Annotated in this window: 18 protein-coding genes; 6 read left to right on the top strand and 12 right to left on the bottom strand. The window is 40.1% G+C overall.

Annotated elements, in window-relative coordinates:
- Positions 1 to 51 precede the first annotated feature (51 nt).
- The 7 genes from M028_RS0105805 to M028_RS0105775 all read right to left on the bottom strand — a co-directional run bounded on the left by M028_RS0105805 (position 52) and on the right by M028_RS0105775 (position 6,115).
- Positions 52 to 891, bottom strand: coding sequence for a 3-keto-5-aminohexanoate cleavage protein (locus M028_RS0105805; RefSeq protein WP_026573057.1), 840 nt, complete (start codon positions 889 to 891; stop codon positions 52 to 54).
- Positions 892 to 1,041: 150 nt separating this feature from the next.
- Complete coding sequence (locus tag M028_RS0105800; protein ID WP_026573056.1) at positions 1,042 to 1,437, bottom strand: acyl-CoA thioesterase; 396 nt, start codon at positions 1,435 to 1,437, stop codon at positions 1,042 to 1,044.
- 61 nt (positions 1,438 to 1,498) lie between these two features.
- Positions 1,499 to 2,797, bottom strand: coding sequence for an MFS transporter (locus M028_RS0105795; protein WP_026573055.1), 1,299 nt, complete (start codon positions 2,795 to 2,797; stop codon positions 1,499 to 1,501).
- A 120-nt stretch (positions 2,798 to 2,917) separates the two neighbouring features.
- Positions 2,918 to 3,571, bottom strand: coding sequence for a 3-oxoacid CoA-transferase subunit B (locus M028_RS0105790; RefSeq protein WP_026573054.1), 654 nt, complete (start codon positions 3,569 to 3,571; stop codon positions 2,918 to 2,920).
- Positions 3,572 to 3,598: 27 nt separating this feature from the next.
- Positions 3,599 to 4,300 carry a CoA transferase subunit A gene (locus M028_RS0105785; protein WP_026573053.1) on the bottom strand — a complete coding sequence of 234 codons (702 nt, stop codon included), beginning with the start codon at positions 4,298 to 4,300 and terminating at the stop codon, positions 3,599 to 3,601.
- A gap of 228 nt (positions 4,301 to 4,528) precedes the next feature.
- The gene (locus M028_RS0105780; protein WP_026573052.1) at positions 4,529 to 5,434 is read right to left on the bottom strand and encodes a LysR family transcriptional regulator; all 906 of its coding nucleotides are present in this window, start codon (positions 5,432 to 5,434) and stop codon (positions 4,529 to 4,531) included.
- A 426-nt stretch (positions 5,435 to 5,860) separates the two neighbouring features.
- Positions 5,861 to 6,115 (bottom strand): YciI family protein, encoded by a 255-nt coding sequence (locus M028_RS0105775; RefSeq protein WP_026573051.1) that lies wholly within the window; start codon positions 6,113 to 6,115, stop codon positions 5,861 to 5,863.
- Between the two features lie 184 nt (positions 6,116 to 6,299).
- On the opposite strand from M028_RS0105775, the gene M028_RS0105770 reads away from it, so the two are divergent.
- Together M028_RS0105770 and M028_RS0105765 are read left to right on the top strand one after the other, a co-directional pair.
- Positions 6,300 to 7,079 (top strand): IclR family transcriptional regulator, encoded by a 780-nt coding sequence (locus M028_RS0105770; RefSeq protein WP_026573050.1) that lies wholly within the window; start codon positions 6,300 to 6,302, stop codon positions 7,077 to 7,079.
- Positions 7,080 to 7,331: 252 nt separating this feature from the next.
- The gene (locus tag M028_RS0105765; RefSeq protein WP_026573049.1) at positions 7,332 to 8,690 is read left to right on the top strand and encodes an MFS transporter; all 1,359 of its coding nucleotides are present in this window, start codon (positions 7,332 to 7,334) and stop codon (positions 8,688 to 8,690) included.
- A 278-nt stretch (positions 8,691 to 8,968) separates the two neighbouring features.
- Here M028_RS0105765 and M028_RS32665 read toward each other — a convergent pair whose 3' ends face one another.
- From M028_RS32665 to M028_RS0105750, 3 genes are all read right to left on the bottom strand, one after another.
- Positions 8,969 to 9,106 (bottom strand): hypothetical protein, encoded by a 138-nt coding sequence (locus M028_RS32665; RefSeq protein WP_155925483.1) that lies wholly within the window; start codon positions 9,104 to 9,106, stop codon positions 8,969 to 8,971.
- Positions 9,107 to 9,118: 12 nt separating this feature from the next.
- Positions 9,119 to 10,378, bottom strand: a complete 1,260-nt coding sequence (locus tag M028_RS0105755; RefSeq protein WP_026573048.1) for a helix-turn-helix transcriptional regulator — start codon at positions 10,376 to 10,378, stop codon at positions 9,119 to 9,121.
- Between the two features lie 107 nt (positions 10,379 to 10,485).
- Entirely contained in the window at positions 10,486 to 12,117 is a 1,632-nt protein-coding gene (locus tag M028_RS0105750; protein WP_026573047.1) for a M4 family metallopeptidase, read from the bottom strand.
- 247 nt (positions 12,118 to 12,364) lie between these two features.
- Between M028_RS0105750 and M028_RS0105745 the strand changes: the two genes are divergently transcribed.
- From M028_RS0105745 to M028_RS0105730, 4 genes are all read left to right on the top strand, one after another.
- A complete protein-coding gene (locus M028_RS0105745; protein ID WP_026573046.1) occupies positions 12,365 to 12,928 on the top strand; it encodes a biotin transporter BioY in 564 nt (187 codons plus the stop codon).
- Between the two features lie 91 nt (positions 12,929 to 13,019).
- A complete protein-coding gene (locus M028_RS0105740; RefSeq protein ID WP_026573045.1) occupies positions 13,020 to 14,483 on the top strand; it encodes an AMP-binding protein in 1,464 nt (487 codons plus the stop codon).
- On the top strand, positions 14,479 to 15,576 hold the full coding sequence (locus M028_RS0105735; RefSeq protein WP_026573044.1) for an acetyl-CoA C-acyltransferase: 1,098 nt from the start codon (positions 14,479 to 14,481) through the stop codon (positions 15,574 to 15,576). Before M028_RS0105740 ends, M028_RS0105735 begins: the two co-directional genes overlap by 5 nt.
- Positions 15,577 to 15,665: 89 nt before the next feature.
- Entirely contained in the window at positions 15,666 to 16,142 is a 477-nt protein-coding gene (locus M028_RS0105730; protein ID WP_026573043.1) for a hypothetical protein, read from the top strand.
- Between the two features lie 40 nt (positions 16,143 to 16,182).
- On the opposite strand, the gene M028_RS0105725 is transcribed toward M028_RS0105730, so the two are convergent.
- Positions 16,183 to 17,427, bottom strand: a complete 1,245-nt coding sequence (locus tag M028_RS0105725) for an MFS transporter (RefSeq protein WP_026573042.1) — start codon at positions 17,425 to 17,427, stop codon at positions 16,183 to 16,185.
- A gap of 392 nt (positions 17,428 to 17,819) precedes the next feature.
- Positions 17,820 to 17,975 carry a hypothetical protein gene (locus M028_RS33290; protein WP_197031380.1) on the bottom strand — a complete coding sequence of 52 codons (156 nt, stop codon included), beginning with the start codon at positions 17,973 to 17,975 and terminating at the stop codon, positions 17,820 to 17,822.
- Positions 17,976 to 18,088 lie beyond the last annotated feature (113 nt).

Here is an 18,088-nt window from a genome sequence, read left to right as displayed (position 1 = left end):
TTTTAAGGGAGTACTGGAATTTACAGTCCTCCCTTTTTTATTCATTCATATTTATCTGCAAGCGACACTTTTTACTTTTAAACCTAGAATCTCCCTTGCTTCATTAGGAGTAGCAACTTCCCTACCTAGAGTCTTGGCTAATTCTACGATTCTCTCAACAAATTGAGCATTACTTTTTGCCAGTTCTCCCTTACGGAAATAAACCGCATCCTCCATTCCGACACGAACATGACCACCAAGCAAAATAGTCATCGTGTTAATCATTAATTGATCCTTACTCGCGCCAATCGCTGACCAGTACGCCCCTTCCGGAATACTATTTTTCATAAACATGAGATTTTCTGGTGTTGCAGGGATGCCGCCTTGTGCCCCTAGTACAAATTGGAAAAAGAAAGGCTCTTTGATCAATCCTTTTTTCGCCACGCGTAACGCATTATGAATCATCCCGACATCAAACACTTCAAGCTCCGGTTTCACACCTGTTTCCAGCATCTTTTCCGCCAATTGTTCAAGCATTCCTTGTGAATGAATAAATACATTCGGTCCGATATTAAAGGATCCCGCATCAAAGGATGCAAGTTCCGGCTGTAATTCACAAATTGGGAACCTTTTCGTAACGTCGCTCAGTTCTCCTCCAGCCGTCGTAAAGTTAATAATGATATCACAATTTTTCTCTTCAAGCAGTCTTCTTACCTCACGATACTTCTCTGCGTCTAAAGTCGGTATTCCTTCGTCATCCCGGACATGGATATGAGCAATCGCTGCACCTGCTTGCCATGATCCATAGATAGAATCGGCAATTTCTTGTGGAGTAGTCGGTAAATAAGGAGTATGCTCCTTTGTCGCAAAATCCCCTGTTGTTGCAACTGTAATAATTAATTTTTCCATCATTGGATCCCGCCTTCTTATGATTTTAGTGGTCTTTTGATAAAAATTCACATAAAAAGTTAATAGACTATTAATCTCGTTTAAGCATTTAAATTATTTATCATTTAGTGGATCTGGCTGTCTAATCCAATCGACAGCCAGATCTCACTAATTTCATATCATCTTTTGCTTGATTTCGTCTGGAATTTCGATTGCTTTTAATCCGTTTTCAAAACTTGTCCATGCTCGCAGTTCATATCCTTCTGCAATTGGTTGTTCCCCTCTTGTGAACAGATGAGTAGCTTTAAAAACTTTCTTCTTAACCAGTTCTACTGTTGTGGTTATACAAATTTCATCTTCATAAAATAATGGGGATTTAAACTGACAATGTGTTTCTAATAAAGGAATATTCATTTGTTTGTCCTTTATTAGACTGGAAATAGGAAAGCCAATTTCTGCAAAATATTCGTGAGTTGCTTCATCCATCCACTTATAAAAATTAGGATAGAACACAATCCCTGCTGCATCCGTATCTCCCCAACGAACCTTTAGTTTATATTCATTCTTCATTCTTTTCCGCCTGCTTTCGTTTCATCATTCATCTTAATCATTTCTCAATCGTTTTCCCTGACTATGAAGGATTAATAACATTTTCTTCTTGTCTGCTTATAACACTTTCTCCTTTTTGTCTCAGCGAAAGGACAACTACACAGGCAAGAATCGCTAATATACCGATCAAGAACATCCCGTGGGAAATTGCTAACTGACCAAAAATCATTGGACCGATAAAACCGCCTAAACTTGCGAATGCATTAACAGTTGCAATACCTGCGGGTGCAGTAGATTCTGTAAAAAACAGGGTCATAAAGGAGAAAAATGAACCTACAAATCCATAAAGCCCAATGGCTGAAAAAGCAATCAATATAATCATGATCATTGCACTATTGGTAAAACCGCATAGAATAAAACCGACTGCCGCAATAAGGAAACTGGCAATCAAATGTTTCTTATGCTCATTTCTTTTATCTGAACTCCATCCAAAAAGGAGCATGGAGGGAATCCCTATCAAGGCCGGTATAATGGTCAACCAACCAATTTCAATATTACTTGATGTGGCAGCAAATGATTTAATAATGCTCGGAAACCAAAAACCAAGACCATACATGGCTGTATAATTTGCAAAATAGATAAAAGCTAATTTCCATACCTTCGAATCTTTAAACATCTCCAATTTCGAAGATTTATTTACCAAAAGACTTTGTTGTCTTTCTCGATCCAGTTCATTTTCCAGCCAATTTTTTTCTTCCTCAGTTAGCCACTTAGCATCTTTCGGACGATTCTTTAAATAAAACAGTGTGACAATCCCGAAAATTACGGCCAAGCTGCCTTCAATAATAAACATCCATCTCCAACCTGCCATTCCACTCCAGGAAATGTTATCCATAATCCAGGTGGATAATGGTGCCCCTATAATGGTACCAATCGGCATCGCCATAACGAGTAACGAGGATACACGCCCTCTTTCATTACCTCGGAACCAATACGTAAAATATAAAATAATTCCTGGAAAAAAACCTGCTTCTGCAACCCCTAGTAAGAAACGGGCAATATACAAATGGGTGGCTGAGTGTACAAATCCCGTTAATATTGTGATGATGCCCCATGTAATCATGATTCGGCTAATCCAAAGTTTAGCGCCCACTTTGTGCATGATGAGATTGCTTGGTATTTCGAATAAAAAATAGCCAATAAAGAAAATCCCCGACAATAAACCAAAAGCTTCAGCGGATAACCCCAAATCCGCATTCATTTCTAAAGCAGCAAAACTCATATTTACGCGGTCTAAATAAGCAATTACATAACATAAAAGAGTAAAAGGTAATATCCGTTTCATTGTTTTTTTGATAGTTGTACTTTCAATGGAATTCATTTTGTGAAGTTTTCTCCCCTTTGGAAATTTCTTTTGACTATTTACTTCCTAATTGCTAATAATGGAAATACGATATATCCCAAAAATCAATCACAGAGATCCGGATATCTCTGCATGAGCTTAACATTTTACCGCAAGCTCAACTGCTACCGTAAACTGTGCCTCTGTTTTTTCTTTTACTTCTTCAACGGTTACTCCTTCTTGGGTTTCGACAAGAACCATTCCATTCAGAGTAAAATCAAAAATGGCTAAATCTGTAATTAATCGATGGACCACCTGCTGGCCAGTAAGAGGCAGGGAACATTCTCTTTTGATTTTCGATTCCCCGTGCTTATTCACGTGCTCCATAATGACGACAACCCGTTTCGCCCCATTCACAAGGTCCATCGCACCGCCCATGCCTTTAACCACTTTTCCAGGAATCATCCAGTTCGCCAAGTCTCCATTTTCAGACACTTCCATGCCGCCAAGAATCGCCAAATCAATATGACCGCCGCGAATCATGGCAAACGACTCAGCACTGTCAAAAAAGGAAGACCCCGGAACTGTCGTAACGGTTTCTTTTCCAGCATTGATTAAATCGGCATCTTCCGTACCGGCTAACGGATACGGTCCGATACCAAGCAGGCCATTTTCCGATTGAAGCAAGACATTGAAATCAGCCGGAATTTCATTGGCTACAATAGTTGGCATGCCAATACCAAGATTTACATTCATGCCATCCTCAATTTCCTTCACAGCTCTTTTTACGATTTTAAGACGAAGATCGTTCACATTTTAGCCCCCCATTCTAGTAAAAAATTAAGCTTGTACAACCGTACGACGTTCAATTCGTTTTTGATAATTCGTTCCAAGCAGCAAGCGTTGCACATAAATACCCGGCGTATGTATTTCATCCGGATCGAGTTCACCCGGCTCCACAATTTCTTCCACTTCGGCAATGGTAATTTTCCCCGCCATCGCTGCCAGCGGATTGAAGTTGCGGGATGTTTTGCGGTAGACGAGATTGCCCAGAGTATCAGCTTTCCAAGCTTTTACGAGAGCAAAGTCCCCGACGATGCCTTGTTCAAGTAAATAGGTTTTTCCATTGAATTCTTTCGTTTCTTTGCCTTCCGCAATGGGCGTCCCTACACCAGTAGCGGTATAAAATCCAGGAATTCCTGCGCCGCCAGCACGAATCCTCTCTGCAAGCGTACCTTGTGGAGTCAATTCCACTTCCAATTCGCCACTTAAAAACTGTTGTTCAAAAATTTTATTTTCACCTACATAGGAAGAAATCATTTTCTTAATTTGGTGGTTTGCTAACAAAAGACCGAGACCCCATTCATCGACCCCGCAATTGTTACTGACAACCGTCAAATTCTTAGTTCCTTGTTCTTTAAGAGCTTGAATGGAGCACTCAGGAATGCCGGAAAGTCCAAAACCGCCAACAATTAAAGTGGAACCGCCCTTAATATCTGAAATCGCTTCCATAAAAGAGTTCATTACCTTTTTACTTTTCATAGAACACCCTCCTTTTGAATATTAATAAACTTTTGAATATTTAATTTATTCTTTTAAATTTTATCCCGCCAAATACTATAAGTAAAATATATAAAAATTATATATAGTATATAAATAAGTAATAAATAGTAGGGGCATTGTGTCATGATTCATCTGGTAGCAAAACAAAAAGCTCAAACTTGACCCCTATCTGTCAATTTGAGCTTTAATTGCTCTCTACTATATAGCTTATTGAACCTCACCACTAACAACCTTTAGGGTGTTACCAAGAAATTCGAGCCACGTTTTGGTTGCATGTGAAATATAACTTCCTTTTTTCCAAGCAATTCCGACTTGCCATTTTACTTGTGGATTCATTAGCGGAATGATTTTTACCCCTCTTTCACTTTTATCAATTTCTTTCTGATACCTTTGGGGGAGGATCGCGATCCCATGATTGAAAGCGACCATGTCCATAATGAAGTTTATCTGTGAGGTTTCACAAATAATCTTTGGTTGAAAGCCGCCTCGTTTACATTCTTCGATAATTAATTCATGGACTTTAAACCCTTCTCGGAAAATGATAAAGCTTTCATTCCTTAGTTCTTCCCACGAAACGGCCTCATAGCTTGAAAATCGATGGTTCTGATGAACAAGAAGACGTAAATCACCGCTCATAAAAGGAATGCACTCAAATTCCTCTTCTATGGGTATGGGCATCACAACCAAGTCAATATCGCCATGAATGAGCATTTTTTTCAAATTAAGCGCTCCATCCTCAACAAATTGGACGGTGATACCTGGATATTCTTTGTGAAATAAAGACATGATTTCAGAGAAGACATCCGTTCCAAGTGTGGAGAAAATCCCCATTTTCACATAGCCCATCTTACTATTTGTAATATCATCAAATTCCTGATAAAAATTCTGTACAGATTGGGCAATTTGCTGCCCGCATTGATATAGTAATTTCCCTGTATCCGTTAGCTCAAATTTTCTTGTGGTTCGGATTAATAATTTTGCATTTAACTCTTCTTCTAAGTTTTTAACAATTTTACTGATATTCGGTTGGGATAAATGGAGATTTTCTGCCGCCTTAGAGAAGCTTCCATGTTTCACAACCTCAGTAAAATACTGTATTTGTTTCAGTTCCATGTACTACATCCTTATCCATAAAAATTATTTATATTTTATTCTAATTTGTATCAGGAAGGCAATACAAAGAAAAGGGCACTATCTCTATAATGATAGGCCCTTTCTCTTAATCTATATAAATGAAACAATAATTCTTAATAGGAAGTTTCTTATTTCCATATAACCAGTCGATCATCTCAAATTCTTTCGCTTCTATTTCCCTAGAAGTGTGTTACGGAGCAAAATCGAAACTGGATTCTCTGCATGGATAATTTCTCCCCATGTACGTGCATTTTTTGTACCTTTGCTGTACGCGGAATTCGTTCTTCCTGATAAGTTGCAAATGTCTGCTCAAAGTCATCCCCATAACCTTAAGCATGTCAGCTAAATAAGAAGCATCATCTAATGCTTGGCATCCTCCCTGCGCCAAGTATTGAAGCTCTTATTTTAGTTTGCATTCCATTCCTTAACAGTGTAAACGGATTCATTTTCTTGATTCATAGGATCTTTGTTTACAAGACTTTTGGCTTCTTCCAAGGAATCCGCAGTCACAACATAAGCTCCACCAGTTTGGTCTTCGAATCCGCCAGCAATGATTAACAATTGCTTTTCTCGCAAACTCTGTAAAAATTCTCGGTGACCTTGAATGTAACTGCCTGTGAAAGAAGGTTTTCTCTCAATCAACACTAAATATTTTTTCATCTTTTCACCTCGCCCATATTATCAAATTAGGTAATTGTGTTCCCTATTTATATAATAAATTAATCATATTGTCAATATTATTAATAGAAAGTACTTTCAGAAAATTGAACTTTTGTTTGCCTGTGGGATATCATTAGCCGCTATGCTAATATAGGGAATAATAGAGCTCTGTAGGAGGATCATTATGGAAGTCACGAAAAAAGGAACGACAATTCAATCCTTACAGATTGGAATGGGTATTGTCGATTTAATTGCTAAACAAGGAAAACCATTAAAATTTACCGATATTCAGGATCTAACGCAAATTACAAAGAGTAATCTTTACAAATATTTAAATACCTTTACCCAATTAGGAATCCTTTATCGAAGCAAGGATACCGGAGAATATGTGTTGGGAAGTAAGTTAATTGAATACGGAATGGCAGCAGCAGACCACGAAAATGTTGTTGATCGGGTTACACCCTTTCTGCAAGAAATTAATGAGAAAAGTTCGAGTACGGTTCTATATTCTAGCTGGACACACAATGGCCCGATGATTGTTAAAGATATTAACATTCATCGAGGCTATAATATTGGCGCTCAGATAGGAACTTTCCTCCCTATTCATTCCTCAACCGGAAAAATATTTATGGCGTTTATGGATGAGCAAATGATTCACGATTGGAAGACAAAGGAATTCATGCAGCTTTCACAAGAAAAAGTTCGTCAGCTTGAAGAAGAACGGTTTCTTATCCAAGAAAAAGAAATCTCCTTTGCAAGGGAACCGTTGGTTTCATCCGTATCCTCTGTTAGTTTCCCTGTATTTAATTATAAAAAAAGACTGCTTGGAGCCGTAACGATTGTAGGTTTTTCTCAATTCATCCCGGATCATGAAGAGGATGATCTAAGTCAATATTTAATCAATATCAGCAAAGAAATATCCGGTAGTTTCGGATATAATTCTCAAGAGAAATTAAATAATTAGGTATAGATAAAAAGCGGGGGAATCCCCGCTTTTTTTCGTTTTATTATAATAAATTTCGGCCCCTAATTTACAGAAAATAATCAATATTAAAAACAAAATATTGAAAATATACTAATCGTTGTTTATAATCCATAAATAGAGAACCATTTCCACTATATATAAAGTAAAGGTGGTGTTAATAGTTAAAGAATAATTTTTAGCAATTTAGTAAGCATTATCATTAAACTTTTTTTGAAAATAGGGGGAAAAAACTTGGCAAAGATTAATTCAACAGAAGTTATCGCTGGCAGTAAATTTAACCGCTTTCATTTAATCCTACTATTATGGAGTTTCTTCATCATCTCGTTTGACGGATATGATCTTGTTGTATATGGAACCGTCGTGCCCACCCTAATTGAAAAATGGAACCTTACTCCTGTTGAAGCCGGAGCAATCGGAACCTATGGGTTATTTGGTATGATGTTCGGTGCTATCCTGTTCGGAACACTTGCCGATCGGATTGGAAGGAAAAATGTTATTGCGATTACCCTCCTTTTGTTTAGCTTATTTACATTTCTTTGCGGATTCGCCCAAACACCAACTGTTTTCTCCACTTTTCGCTTTCTAGCCGGACTAGGTCTTGGCGGGATTATGCCAAATGTCATTGCGTTATTGACAGATTATGCACCTAAAAAAATGAGAAGTATGATTGTATCCATCGTATTATGCGGGTATTCAGTCGGGGGGATTCTTGCTCCACTATTAGGAATCTTTTTAATGCCTAAGTTCGGCTGGGAGGCCATTTTTTGGTTTGCGGGCCTGCCTCTATTACTTTTACCATTTATGCAAAAACAATTGCCTGAAACTGCCAGTTACCTTATTCGAACTGGCAAGAAGGAAAAATTAATCACTACCCTTTCCAAGGTAAGTCCAGAGTCCACGTTTAATCTAAATGATGAAATCGTAGAAGTACAGAAAACACAAGAAACAAAGGTTCCGATTATTGGATTATTTAAAGATAAAAGAGCAGTAAGCACGGTTATGTTTTGGATTGCATTTTTCAGTTGTTTATTAATGGTCTACGGTTTAAATACTTGGCTTCCTAAATTAATGATCGAAGCAGGCTATGGATTAAATTCAAGTCTGGGCTTCCTGATTGCACTTCAAGGCGGTGCCATTATCGGAACACTTATTATTGGTCGACTTTGTGATCAATACGGTTCCAAAAAGATGCTTGTTCCGATGTACGCCTCTGGAGCAATTGCTTTAACATTACTAGGTTTTGGCGGAAGTTCATTTTTAATCTACCTATTAGTATCCATTGCGGGTGCAGCGACCATTGGTTCCCAAAATATTGTCCAAGCCTATGTTTCTCAGTACTATCCACCGTATATTAGGTCCACTGCTTTAGGAATGGCTTCTGGTATAGGCAGGATTGGCGGAATGGCTGGACCACTTTTAGGCGGATTCCTTTTGTCGATTTCTTTACCGATTCATTTAAATTTCATAGCATTTGCTATCCCCGGAATAATTGCGGCCATTGCCCTTGCAGTTGTACCTGTTAAGAATGCGTATACGAATGAAATGGATAGCAATGTAGAAGCGATTAAGACCCAGGTTGATGTAGGCTAACCTGCTAAAAAGATAAGCACCTTTAAGCCCTAAGTTATATCGGTTAAAATTGGCGCTTGTTCCTGCAATCATTTTTTGATGAAGGAATCTTCACAACTTCCACACAACTTCTCCCTAAGTTCTACACATGTACGTTATAAGATAAGAGTAACTTAATTAAGGTTTTGGAACCTAAAAGTCCAAAAACTTCCCATAATTTTGATTGGTGGATATACCAATCTCTTTTTTTGCATAATAAAAACCTTGCTCACACTGGCAAGGTTTTTGTCATTATTCCGTTACAAAGTTTCATTTCCTTGTGAGTAAATCACTTTTGGCAGGATGTCATGAGCTGTATCATGGCTAGAAGACACCTTTAATGCACCGGCAAGAAATGCCCCGATGATCACGGTCACCAAGATTAATTTTTTTAACATATACATTCCCCCTTAGTTAATTTTCTTACGGGCGTCATTGGCTAATCGGTAATATTCACTCGCTTTTTTATACTTTGTATCTTTAAAATAATAGTTCGCCAGTTTTTCCGAGCATTCCGTAACATAATGATATAATTGCATCTGTTCAAAATAGTGGATCGCTTCTAGCAGCAATTCTTCATATTGGCTGTTTTCTACTTGCTCAATCTCAAGATTCTGCAAATGAATATGGTAATGGTATTCATCAATTGGCACAGTTTTAAGCTTTGAAAGTGCTTGACCGCACCATATTCTTGCCTCCTGCTTATTTCCAAGATTCATATATTCCTTTGCCACTAAGTAATACGTACCTAAAAGCTCATGGTCCATAATGCCCTTTGAATCGAGAGCCGCCTGGAAATATTGAAGTGCCTCCTCAGAACGATTCATACTGGAATATAAATAACCTAAGTTGTGGTAAATGATTGAAGTCGAATGATCATCCTTTAATTTTAGCGATAATTGCAAAGCCTTTTTTAAAAATCGTTCCGATTCATTGTAATTATGAACGCGGCGATGGTTGACCCCTAATAAAATAAGTGAATTTAGACTACTTTCATTATCAAATTCCCGGCGGAAAAATTCTAAGGCCTTTTGAGTTAAAAGAATCGATTGAAAATATTGATAGATACTCGTACAGGCAAGGGCTTGGTTATAATAGATTCTTCCTTTTTCTACCTCAGTCACTTCGGGAAGATTAAACAAAAGAATCATATTCTCATTGCAAACCATCGCCTGTTGAAATTGTTCTTGAAAATAATAATAGATGCTTAAAAAATAATAGTAGTCAAAACGAAGATGCGGCCTGTCCTGCAAAAGCTCCGGGTATTTTTGAATTTTTGCGAGTAAAGATTGGGCCAGCTCGGTTTTTCCAGAAAAAACATAAAGGCCAAACAGATACGTATCATACTTCATATGAACCTGCTGTGATTGACTCTTTTGTATGGCTTCCTTTAAGGACTCATTCATTTTTTCAGCTTCTGGAAATTGTTTGTTCTTTACTGCTAATTTAAATGGATCCATTTTTTTCAACAAGTCCCCATCAAAGCCTTCATCTAACGTGCCATCACCGAGTTCTAGTCTTTCACAGAGCAACCGAATAACTTCTTCACTCGCAGCAGCTGTTCCACTCTCAATTTTTGAAAGATAGGAGATGGCACAAATGCCCTCTGCCAGCTGTTTTTGCGTGATATTTTTCATTTTTCGAAAATAGCGAATCCGTTCTCCGATCAAATTCCTCGCTCCCTGCACCTCCAATTATATTAAGAATATTCTAATTTTTGTAAACTAATAAGTCAAGTAGGACTGGCAAATTATTACCAGTCCTACCAGTGCTATTTTTAATAGACTCCTACCTGTGACCAAGCAGATGCTACTGCACTATATTGAGTGCTGCCTGACCCGTAAAGGTCTGCCGCTGCAGCAAGAAGAGAGGCGCGGGCATCGCTAAAGTTGCTCTTAGGTGATAGATAAACGGTTAGGGCACGATAATAAATTTTTTGAGCCGTATCGAATCCGACCTGTTGAATCGTTAAATAGGCGGCTTTGTTTGGAATACCACTGTTTGTATGTACCCCGCCATTGTCAGAGGTTGTGTTCACATAGCCGCTCATATTATCCGGCTGACCATAGAGTTTCGGGTTGGATAAGCTTCTTAGAGCATCTCCTGATTTCTGCGGTGTGTAAACGTCCTCCCCAATTAAGTAATCGCCACGATCCATAAACACTCCGAACGTATCGGAAATCGATTCATTTAGGGCCCCTGATTGATATTGGTACTCTAATCCGGCTGTTCGTTCAGTAACTGCATGGGTTAGCTCATGGCCGACGACATCCAGTGAACCAGATAAAGAGGTAAAGGTTGTCCCGTCGCCATCCCCATACACCATCTGCGAGCCATTCCAGAAGGCATTATTGTAATTTTTGCTATAGTGGACCGATGAACGAATGGTTGCGCCATTGTTATCAAAGCTGTTACGGTTAAAATTATTTTTATAATAGTCGTAAACAACACCGGCATAATAGTGGGCATCTACATCTGCTCGCTGGGAGGTCGAATTAAAATTATTATCAGCGTCAACCGAATAGTTACCTGGTAAACGCGTTCTATTGGCTGCTGTTCTTGTTTCAATCACGCCACTCATCGGTTTCGTCGTATCGTACAAATAATAAGTTCCTCCCGAATAATAGGTGTTAATGGTTTTGGTGTCACCTAAAACACCAACACCCGTTCCTTCTGCCACTGCATTATAGGAATCTAGGATCTTTCCATTGTTTGCATCCACATAAACGACCCAGTTGGCCGGATACGGCTGAATAAATTGAAGATTGATTTTGTAGGCGTGATAGAAGTCATTCCCTTTTTTATAGATTACTTGCTTACTCTTTTCAACCAGCCCCCGTTCTTTTTCTCCTCTAGGGCCGGCTTCGGCATCAATTAGTGTTTCATCTTTTGTCAGATTGATTGATTTCCATGCATTGGAAAGCGCTGCATCCTTGGAAAGCTGTGCTTTTAGCTTCCCTTTAAAATAACTGGACGCTTCTGGGAATACATCCCCATTGACAGCAGTTACAATTCCGTCTTTATCGGTATGAACCTTAAAGGCTGCCCCGTCGACAGGAATGCCTTGCACCGATTGAACAAAATCATAATGTGTGCTGCCAATTTCATCGGTTTGAATAGTTAATAATGTGAGATCTTTTTCCGAATCTAATTGATAGATTTGTTTATTCTCTTTAATAAATTGTTTAATAGCTTCCTTGTCTTTATGACCTTTAGTTGATAGCTTTCCATGCACAAAGGTTGGAACAGCTTGTCCCTTTTTCCAGGTCACCTTTGCACCTTTATTGAACTGATCTTCCTTTGCAGCCATCACATTATACGGTGTTTTGGCTTGTGCTGCAGCCGTAAATGGCATGACTGCTCCTACTGTTAGACCAAGGGCAAGAACAAGTGATGTACGTTTTTTCATCTACTTTAGACCTCCTGAAAGAGAATTTATAATTTTCAAAATAATTATAGCATGGGAAAAAGCTGGGGAAGATTGGGAAATAACATTCAAAATCTATCAATATTTTTGAAAAAATAGAGCGATTTTCCCAATATTTTATTTTTATATGTTAACTTATCGTAAAATTAGGTTGACATATATTCTTGCCGCTTTTACAATAAAAATTGAAAAAGGTATGAATTTATAGTTAAATATGAGGAGATGGAATATGAAACTGTTAGATATTACATATGTTGCTTTATTAGCAGCCTTTATGGGAGCTTTAGGCTTTGTCCCGCCAATCATGCTCTCGTTTACACCAGTTCCCATCACCCTGCAAACGTTTGGCGTTCTGCTTGCCGGCGGTGTATTAGGCGCGAAACGCGGGGCTTGGAGTATGATTATTTTCCTTTTGCTAGTTGCAGCGGGTGCACCGCTATTGTCGGGGGGACGTGGGGGTTTTGCCGTATTCTTAGGACCAAGCGCCGGATATTTAATTTCATGGCCGATTACCGCATTGTGCCTCGGCTATCTCATCTCTCGTTTCAGCAAACTGCGTCTGGGAAGAATCCTATTCATCAACCTAACCGTTGGAATACTCATGATGTACATAATCGGCATTCCAGTCCAAGCCTTCATCATGCACATCAAACTTACTGACGCCATCATCACCAGCCTAGTCTATATCCCGGGAGACATCCTAAAAGCAACCCTAGCATCCTACCTCGTATACAGACTAGCCAAATCACCGGCAATAAAACGAAACCTGCATAAAAACGCAGAGACACTATAACGGTGTCTCTTTTTACTATCATTCGACAAATTTCGGGTGGTGCCTGTCGCCACCCGAAATTTGTCGAATTCATCTAGAGAGGAGAATAAAGATGGCTTCGATTACTGACTCATATGCAAATCATGCAAAGAAGTTTCCAATGAAAACAGCGGTTTTAACGGCTGGGGAGAGGATTACATATCAGGAGTGGTATGAACGGGTTTGTCGAACGGCGAATTGGTTTGGATCCTTCCACTCTCTCAATAGGACGGTTGCGATTTTGCTTCCGAATGGGATTCCTTTTCTGCAGCTGTTTACGGGGGCAGCTGCAGCCGGTTGGACAGCGGTCCCCTTTGATATAAAATGGACCGAATCAGAGGTAGAAAAACGACTTGCAGTTTCCAAGGCGTCTCTACTGATTACCACCAAATCCAAGAGTACACTATTAAAAAACCTCCATCTCTCCACTAAAGTTTACATTTGGGAAGAATGCCTGGAGGAAATTCAGCGGGGATCTGCCCTGGAAACCATGCACTCTAACGGGGAACTTCCCTTTTACATGGGATTCACTTCCGGTACGACAGGTAATCCGAAAGCATTTATTCGCTCACACAACTCGTGGGTTGCAAGCTTTGCCTGCAACCGCGTTGATTTCCAGATGGATGAGAATGACCACGTTCTGATCCCTGGGGCGCTGATTCATTCCCACTTCCTCTACGGTGCAATCAGTACGCTGTATCTGGGCGGAACCGTTTATTTGCTTGAAAAATACATCCCATCCCAGGCAATGAGGTGGATTGAGACGGCTCCGATTACCGTTCTTTATGTTGTCCCGACGATGATTTCCTCCCTTTTTCAGGCAGAACGTACCATCGAAAGGCCGCTAAAGATTCTTTCCTCCGGGGCCAAATGGGAGGATCATTCCAAACGCCAGGTCCGCAGCCAGTTTCCGAACCTGACCCTGTATGAGTTTTACGGGGCAAGCGAGCTAAGCTTTGTAACCGTATTATCCGATCAGGAAATGGAACGAAAACCGGGTTCTGTCGGAAGGCCCTGCCATAATGTAAAAATCGAAATTCGCCTGCAGGATTCTAAGCTGGCAAAGCCGAATCAAACAGGAAAAATTTTCGTAAAAAGTAAAATGATTTTCAGCGGATACCTGGAGCCCGATCACAACACAGTTCAAGCAGAACATGATTGGCTTACCGTTCATGACATGGGCTATTTGGATGAAGAAGGATACCTGTATATTGTCGGTCGGGAAAAGAACATGATTCTCTATGGAGGCATCAATATTTTCCCGGAAGAAATTGAAAAAGTACTTTCCTTACATCATGAAGTAGAGGAAGTAGCCGTTATTGGAGTAAATGACCCTTACTGGGGACAAATCGTAACCGCAGTGGTCAAAGGCTCCGCCACAAAATTGGAACTTCAAAGATTGTGCAAGGAAAAACTTGCTTCATTTAAAATCCCGCGAAAATGGGTATTCGTCGATGAAATGCCCTATACAAGCGGCGGAAAAATTGCCCGCAGGCAGGTAATCGAATTGGTCGAAAGCAAGGTGAACAACCATTAAAAAAGCAGTCATTGTCCAAGCAAAGCGAACCCCCATCGGAAAACAAAATGGAATATTTCAATCCCTACAGCCCCATGAGCTGGCTGCTCCCTTGCTTCAGCACTTAGCAAGAGGTATCGAGGATCAGATTGACGATTGTCTTTTAGGAAATGTGACAGGGCCCGGAGGAAATATTGCCCGGCTTTCAGCCTTAACAGCAGGCCTTCCACTTCAGGTCCCCGGTGTAACCCTAGATCGCCAATGCAGTGCCGGTCTCGAAGCGATTCGCATGGCTTCCTATTATATCCAAGGGGGTGCAGGTCAATGCTATCTAGCCGGTGGTGTCGAAAGTCCAAGCACCTCACCTTTTCCAAAAAGAGCCCGCTTCTCACCTGATCATATCGGTGATCCAGATATGGGGGTTGCGGCTGAATATGTTGCAGAAAAATTTGGAATCAGTAAGGAAACACAGGATGAATACGCCTTGTTAAGCTATCATCGCAGCTGGGAGGCTTATAAAGAAGGGTTATTTACAGAAGAAATCGTCGCAGTTAAACGGCATAGCAGGGATGAGGAATTTAGTAAGGAGCGAAACATGAGCGCACTGCTTAAACGGGCAAAACCGATTTTTGTAAAAAACGGGACCGTGACCGCTGCCAACAGCTGCGGAATTCATGACGGTGCAGCTGCCGTGGTTGTAATGGAGGAGTCTACAGCACTTCATCTTGGATACAAACCGGTTCTCCGCTTCGTTGACAGTCAGGCGGCAGGAGTACATCCCCACTATCCCGGAGCAGCTCCGATTCCGGCCATCCAAACTTTGTTAAAAAGAAATGGGCTGACCATTGAAGAGATTGATCTTTTTGAAATCAACGAGGCCTTCGCTTCAAAAATTGCCGCGTGCGCACAGGAACTTTCAATCCCGTACGAAAAACTAAATGTGTCCGGCGGCGCCTTAACCATCGGTCATCCATACGGAGCATCGGGTGCCATTTTGGTTACGAGGCTGTTCTATGAAGTACAGCGAAGGAAAAATGCTCGTCTTGCTGTAGCTGCGATTGGCAGTGGCGGTGGTGTTGGAGTTGCCGTATTATTTGAAGTTGTGAAAAGATAAGTCAGGCAGGCGCCTGGCTTATTTTGTGCTAACGAGGTGTATAAAATAACGAACACTATGGGTAAATTATCTTAAAAAAGGAAAATTCCATGATTGGACTTATTATTGCCATTATAGTGTTTAACCTTACTGCCTTTAAAATAAATAAAATTCTTACTGCCAATCTGATTGCACATATCTGGGTTTTTACGGTCGCTTTTCAAAGCATTTTCGACACCATCATTGAATTCAAGTTACATGCCTATTGGTATTTTGATAAAGATGTCGATTGGTCTGGGCTAATACCTCATATGTTTCTGGTCCCACCGGTTAACATCATTTTTCTTAACCGTTTTCCCTACACGGCCAATCTCCTAAAGAAAGCTGTTTATATATTCTTTTTTGTAATCGCCATTTTATTATACGAACTAGTGACCCTACTGCCGGAACCCTGGGGATATTTTCATTATGGTTGGTGGAAACTCTGGCATGCAGCCATTCTTGATCCCTTTTTGCTGCTCATTTTACTAAATTATTATAGGTGGGTACGTCACTTGGAAAAGGAGGCTCTAAGGAAATCTAAATAAAACAGAGCCTGGGTTTCCAAGCTCTGTTTGTTATAGCCAATTACATTTCTCCAGTTCCTTTTAATACCGAGGAAGATCGCTTAAATAAAGGCACTAAGGCCAGCACCCCAACAATAAATAACAGGGCTGAAGCTTCATACATGGTTAGAAGCGAAAATATTTTTTTCAACCATCCGCTTGCACTCATGGAAATGACCATTGTTCCCATAAACATTGGGTTTAAGATCCCATTAACCCTTCCGATAAAAGCTGCCTCAGTATTTTGCAGAATCATCGTATTAATCCCGATATGAATGCACGGCATGAACAGTCCGCTGATAAATTGGGCTGTCAAGGTCAGCCATAATTGATCTGATACCCCCATTACGAAGAATCCGATTGCACTTACCGACATACCAAGCGCAAGCAGGATTTGCGGCGGGGTTTTTTTCGCAAGACCAATTGTCAGGGCTCCTCCAAAAATCATCCCGATTCCAAAAGCAGCCATCAGCCATTGCAGCTGTTCTTTTGGCAGCCCAAGCCGTTCGGTAACAAGGAAAACAGCTAATGGCTGGGTAAGCCCTAACCCTAAGCCTGCAGCAGCAAAACAACCGCCAAGAAGTGTTAATGCACGACTGTTCCAAACATAACGGAATCCTGCTTTCATTTCATTTAGAAGCGTGGTCTTCTCTTGATTTTCCTCACTCTCTTTATCAGGAGGAAGCATGAATAAAATCGCTGCGGACAATAGAAATGCAATTCCCATGATGGCAATTGCGGCATTAATGCCGTAATGCTGAAACACAAAGGTTCCAATAATTGGACCGAGAATCATAAACAAAGCGAATACCGTTTGGTACATCGACATCCCCATTTGGATCAGTTCTTCTTTGACATGAATCTTGAATAGCTTCATTCCGGATGGTTGTGAAAACTGCGATAGAATCGATGAAACAAGGGTCGCAAAGAAAATGACCTTCCAGCTTCCGAAAAGAAGTGTCAGCAGGACAACAAAAATCGAGAGCGCGCTGAGAAAATCGCACCAAATCATGGTCCTCTTTGGACGCCAGCGGTCTGCAAAAGTTCCGCCAATAAAGGAAAACAGAAAGATCGGGGCAAATTCCGCTACAGAAATAAGCGAAACGGCTACTGGATTTTCATTAGTTCGTTCAATGACATAAAGTAAAATTGAATAGTTACGTACCCAGATACCAATTTGCAGGAAAAATACGGATAAGAGAATGGTACGAATAACCCGGTTTCGAAACAACGCTCCGACAGTAATATCTGATTTTGTTTTTTCCATAAAAAAACCTCCATATTCCTAACCTGGACAGGAGGCAAAACATACACAAATGGGCATAGTACACTAAATTTCCTGTACTATCCATAACTTATGTAAAAAAGTCCGCACTAATCCTATCCAGAAATATTTTCGTTGATACGAATTTTTTCTTACAATAGGATTAGTAGATCATCGGCTTAATGGTCACCCTTTTCATAAATAGTAAGTTAATACTACTTTAATTTGAGTGAATAATCAAGAAAATTTTGTAATTAACTGGTAATATCAGACTCCCTTTAAGGAAGGATACTATTGACACTAAAAACCTACTGGGCATCTTTACTGAGTTTACCCACTTACAAAAAACTATCTGTGTCTTCTATACCCTCCACAGGTTAGTGATGTTTTCATTTTCATAAATTCATACATGAGATTTGCATTTCTTCCTTTTTGTGTATGTGGATTTCTTTTATAGCGAAGACATTCCATGAATTCATAATCACATTGGCAGGGGGATATTCCGTAATCGAGGCAGGTGTCATGTCTATAGCAGCAGTAATCAACATCATTAATCGGTGCTCCAGGACCGCTGCAACCCGGACCACACCATCTATATTCCGGGAAAATACAGATTGGAAAAAGACTTTTTCGTTTCTTTCTTCCTTGCACCATCATCACCCCC

Source organism: Bacillus sp. UNC438CL73TsuS30, assembly GCF_000482325.1.
Taxonomy (GTDB): domain Bacteria; phylum Bacillota; class Bacilli; order Bacillales; family Cytobacillaceae; genus Neobacillus.
The sequence above is the reverse complement of the archived record's forward strand: the minus strand, read 5'-3'. Positions and strand labels throughout refer to the sequence as shown.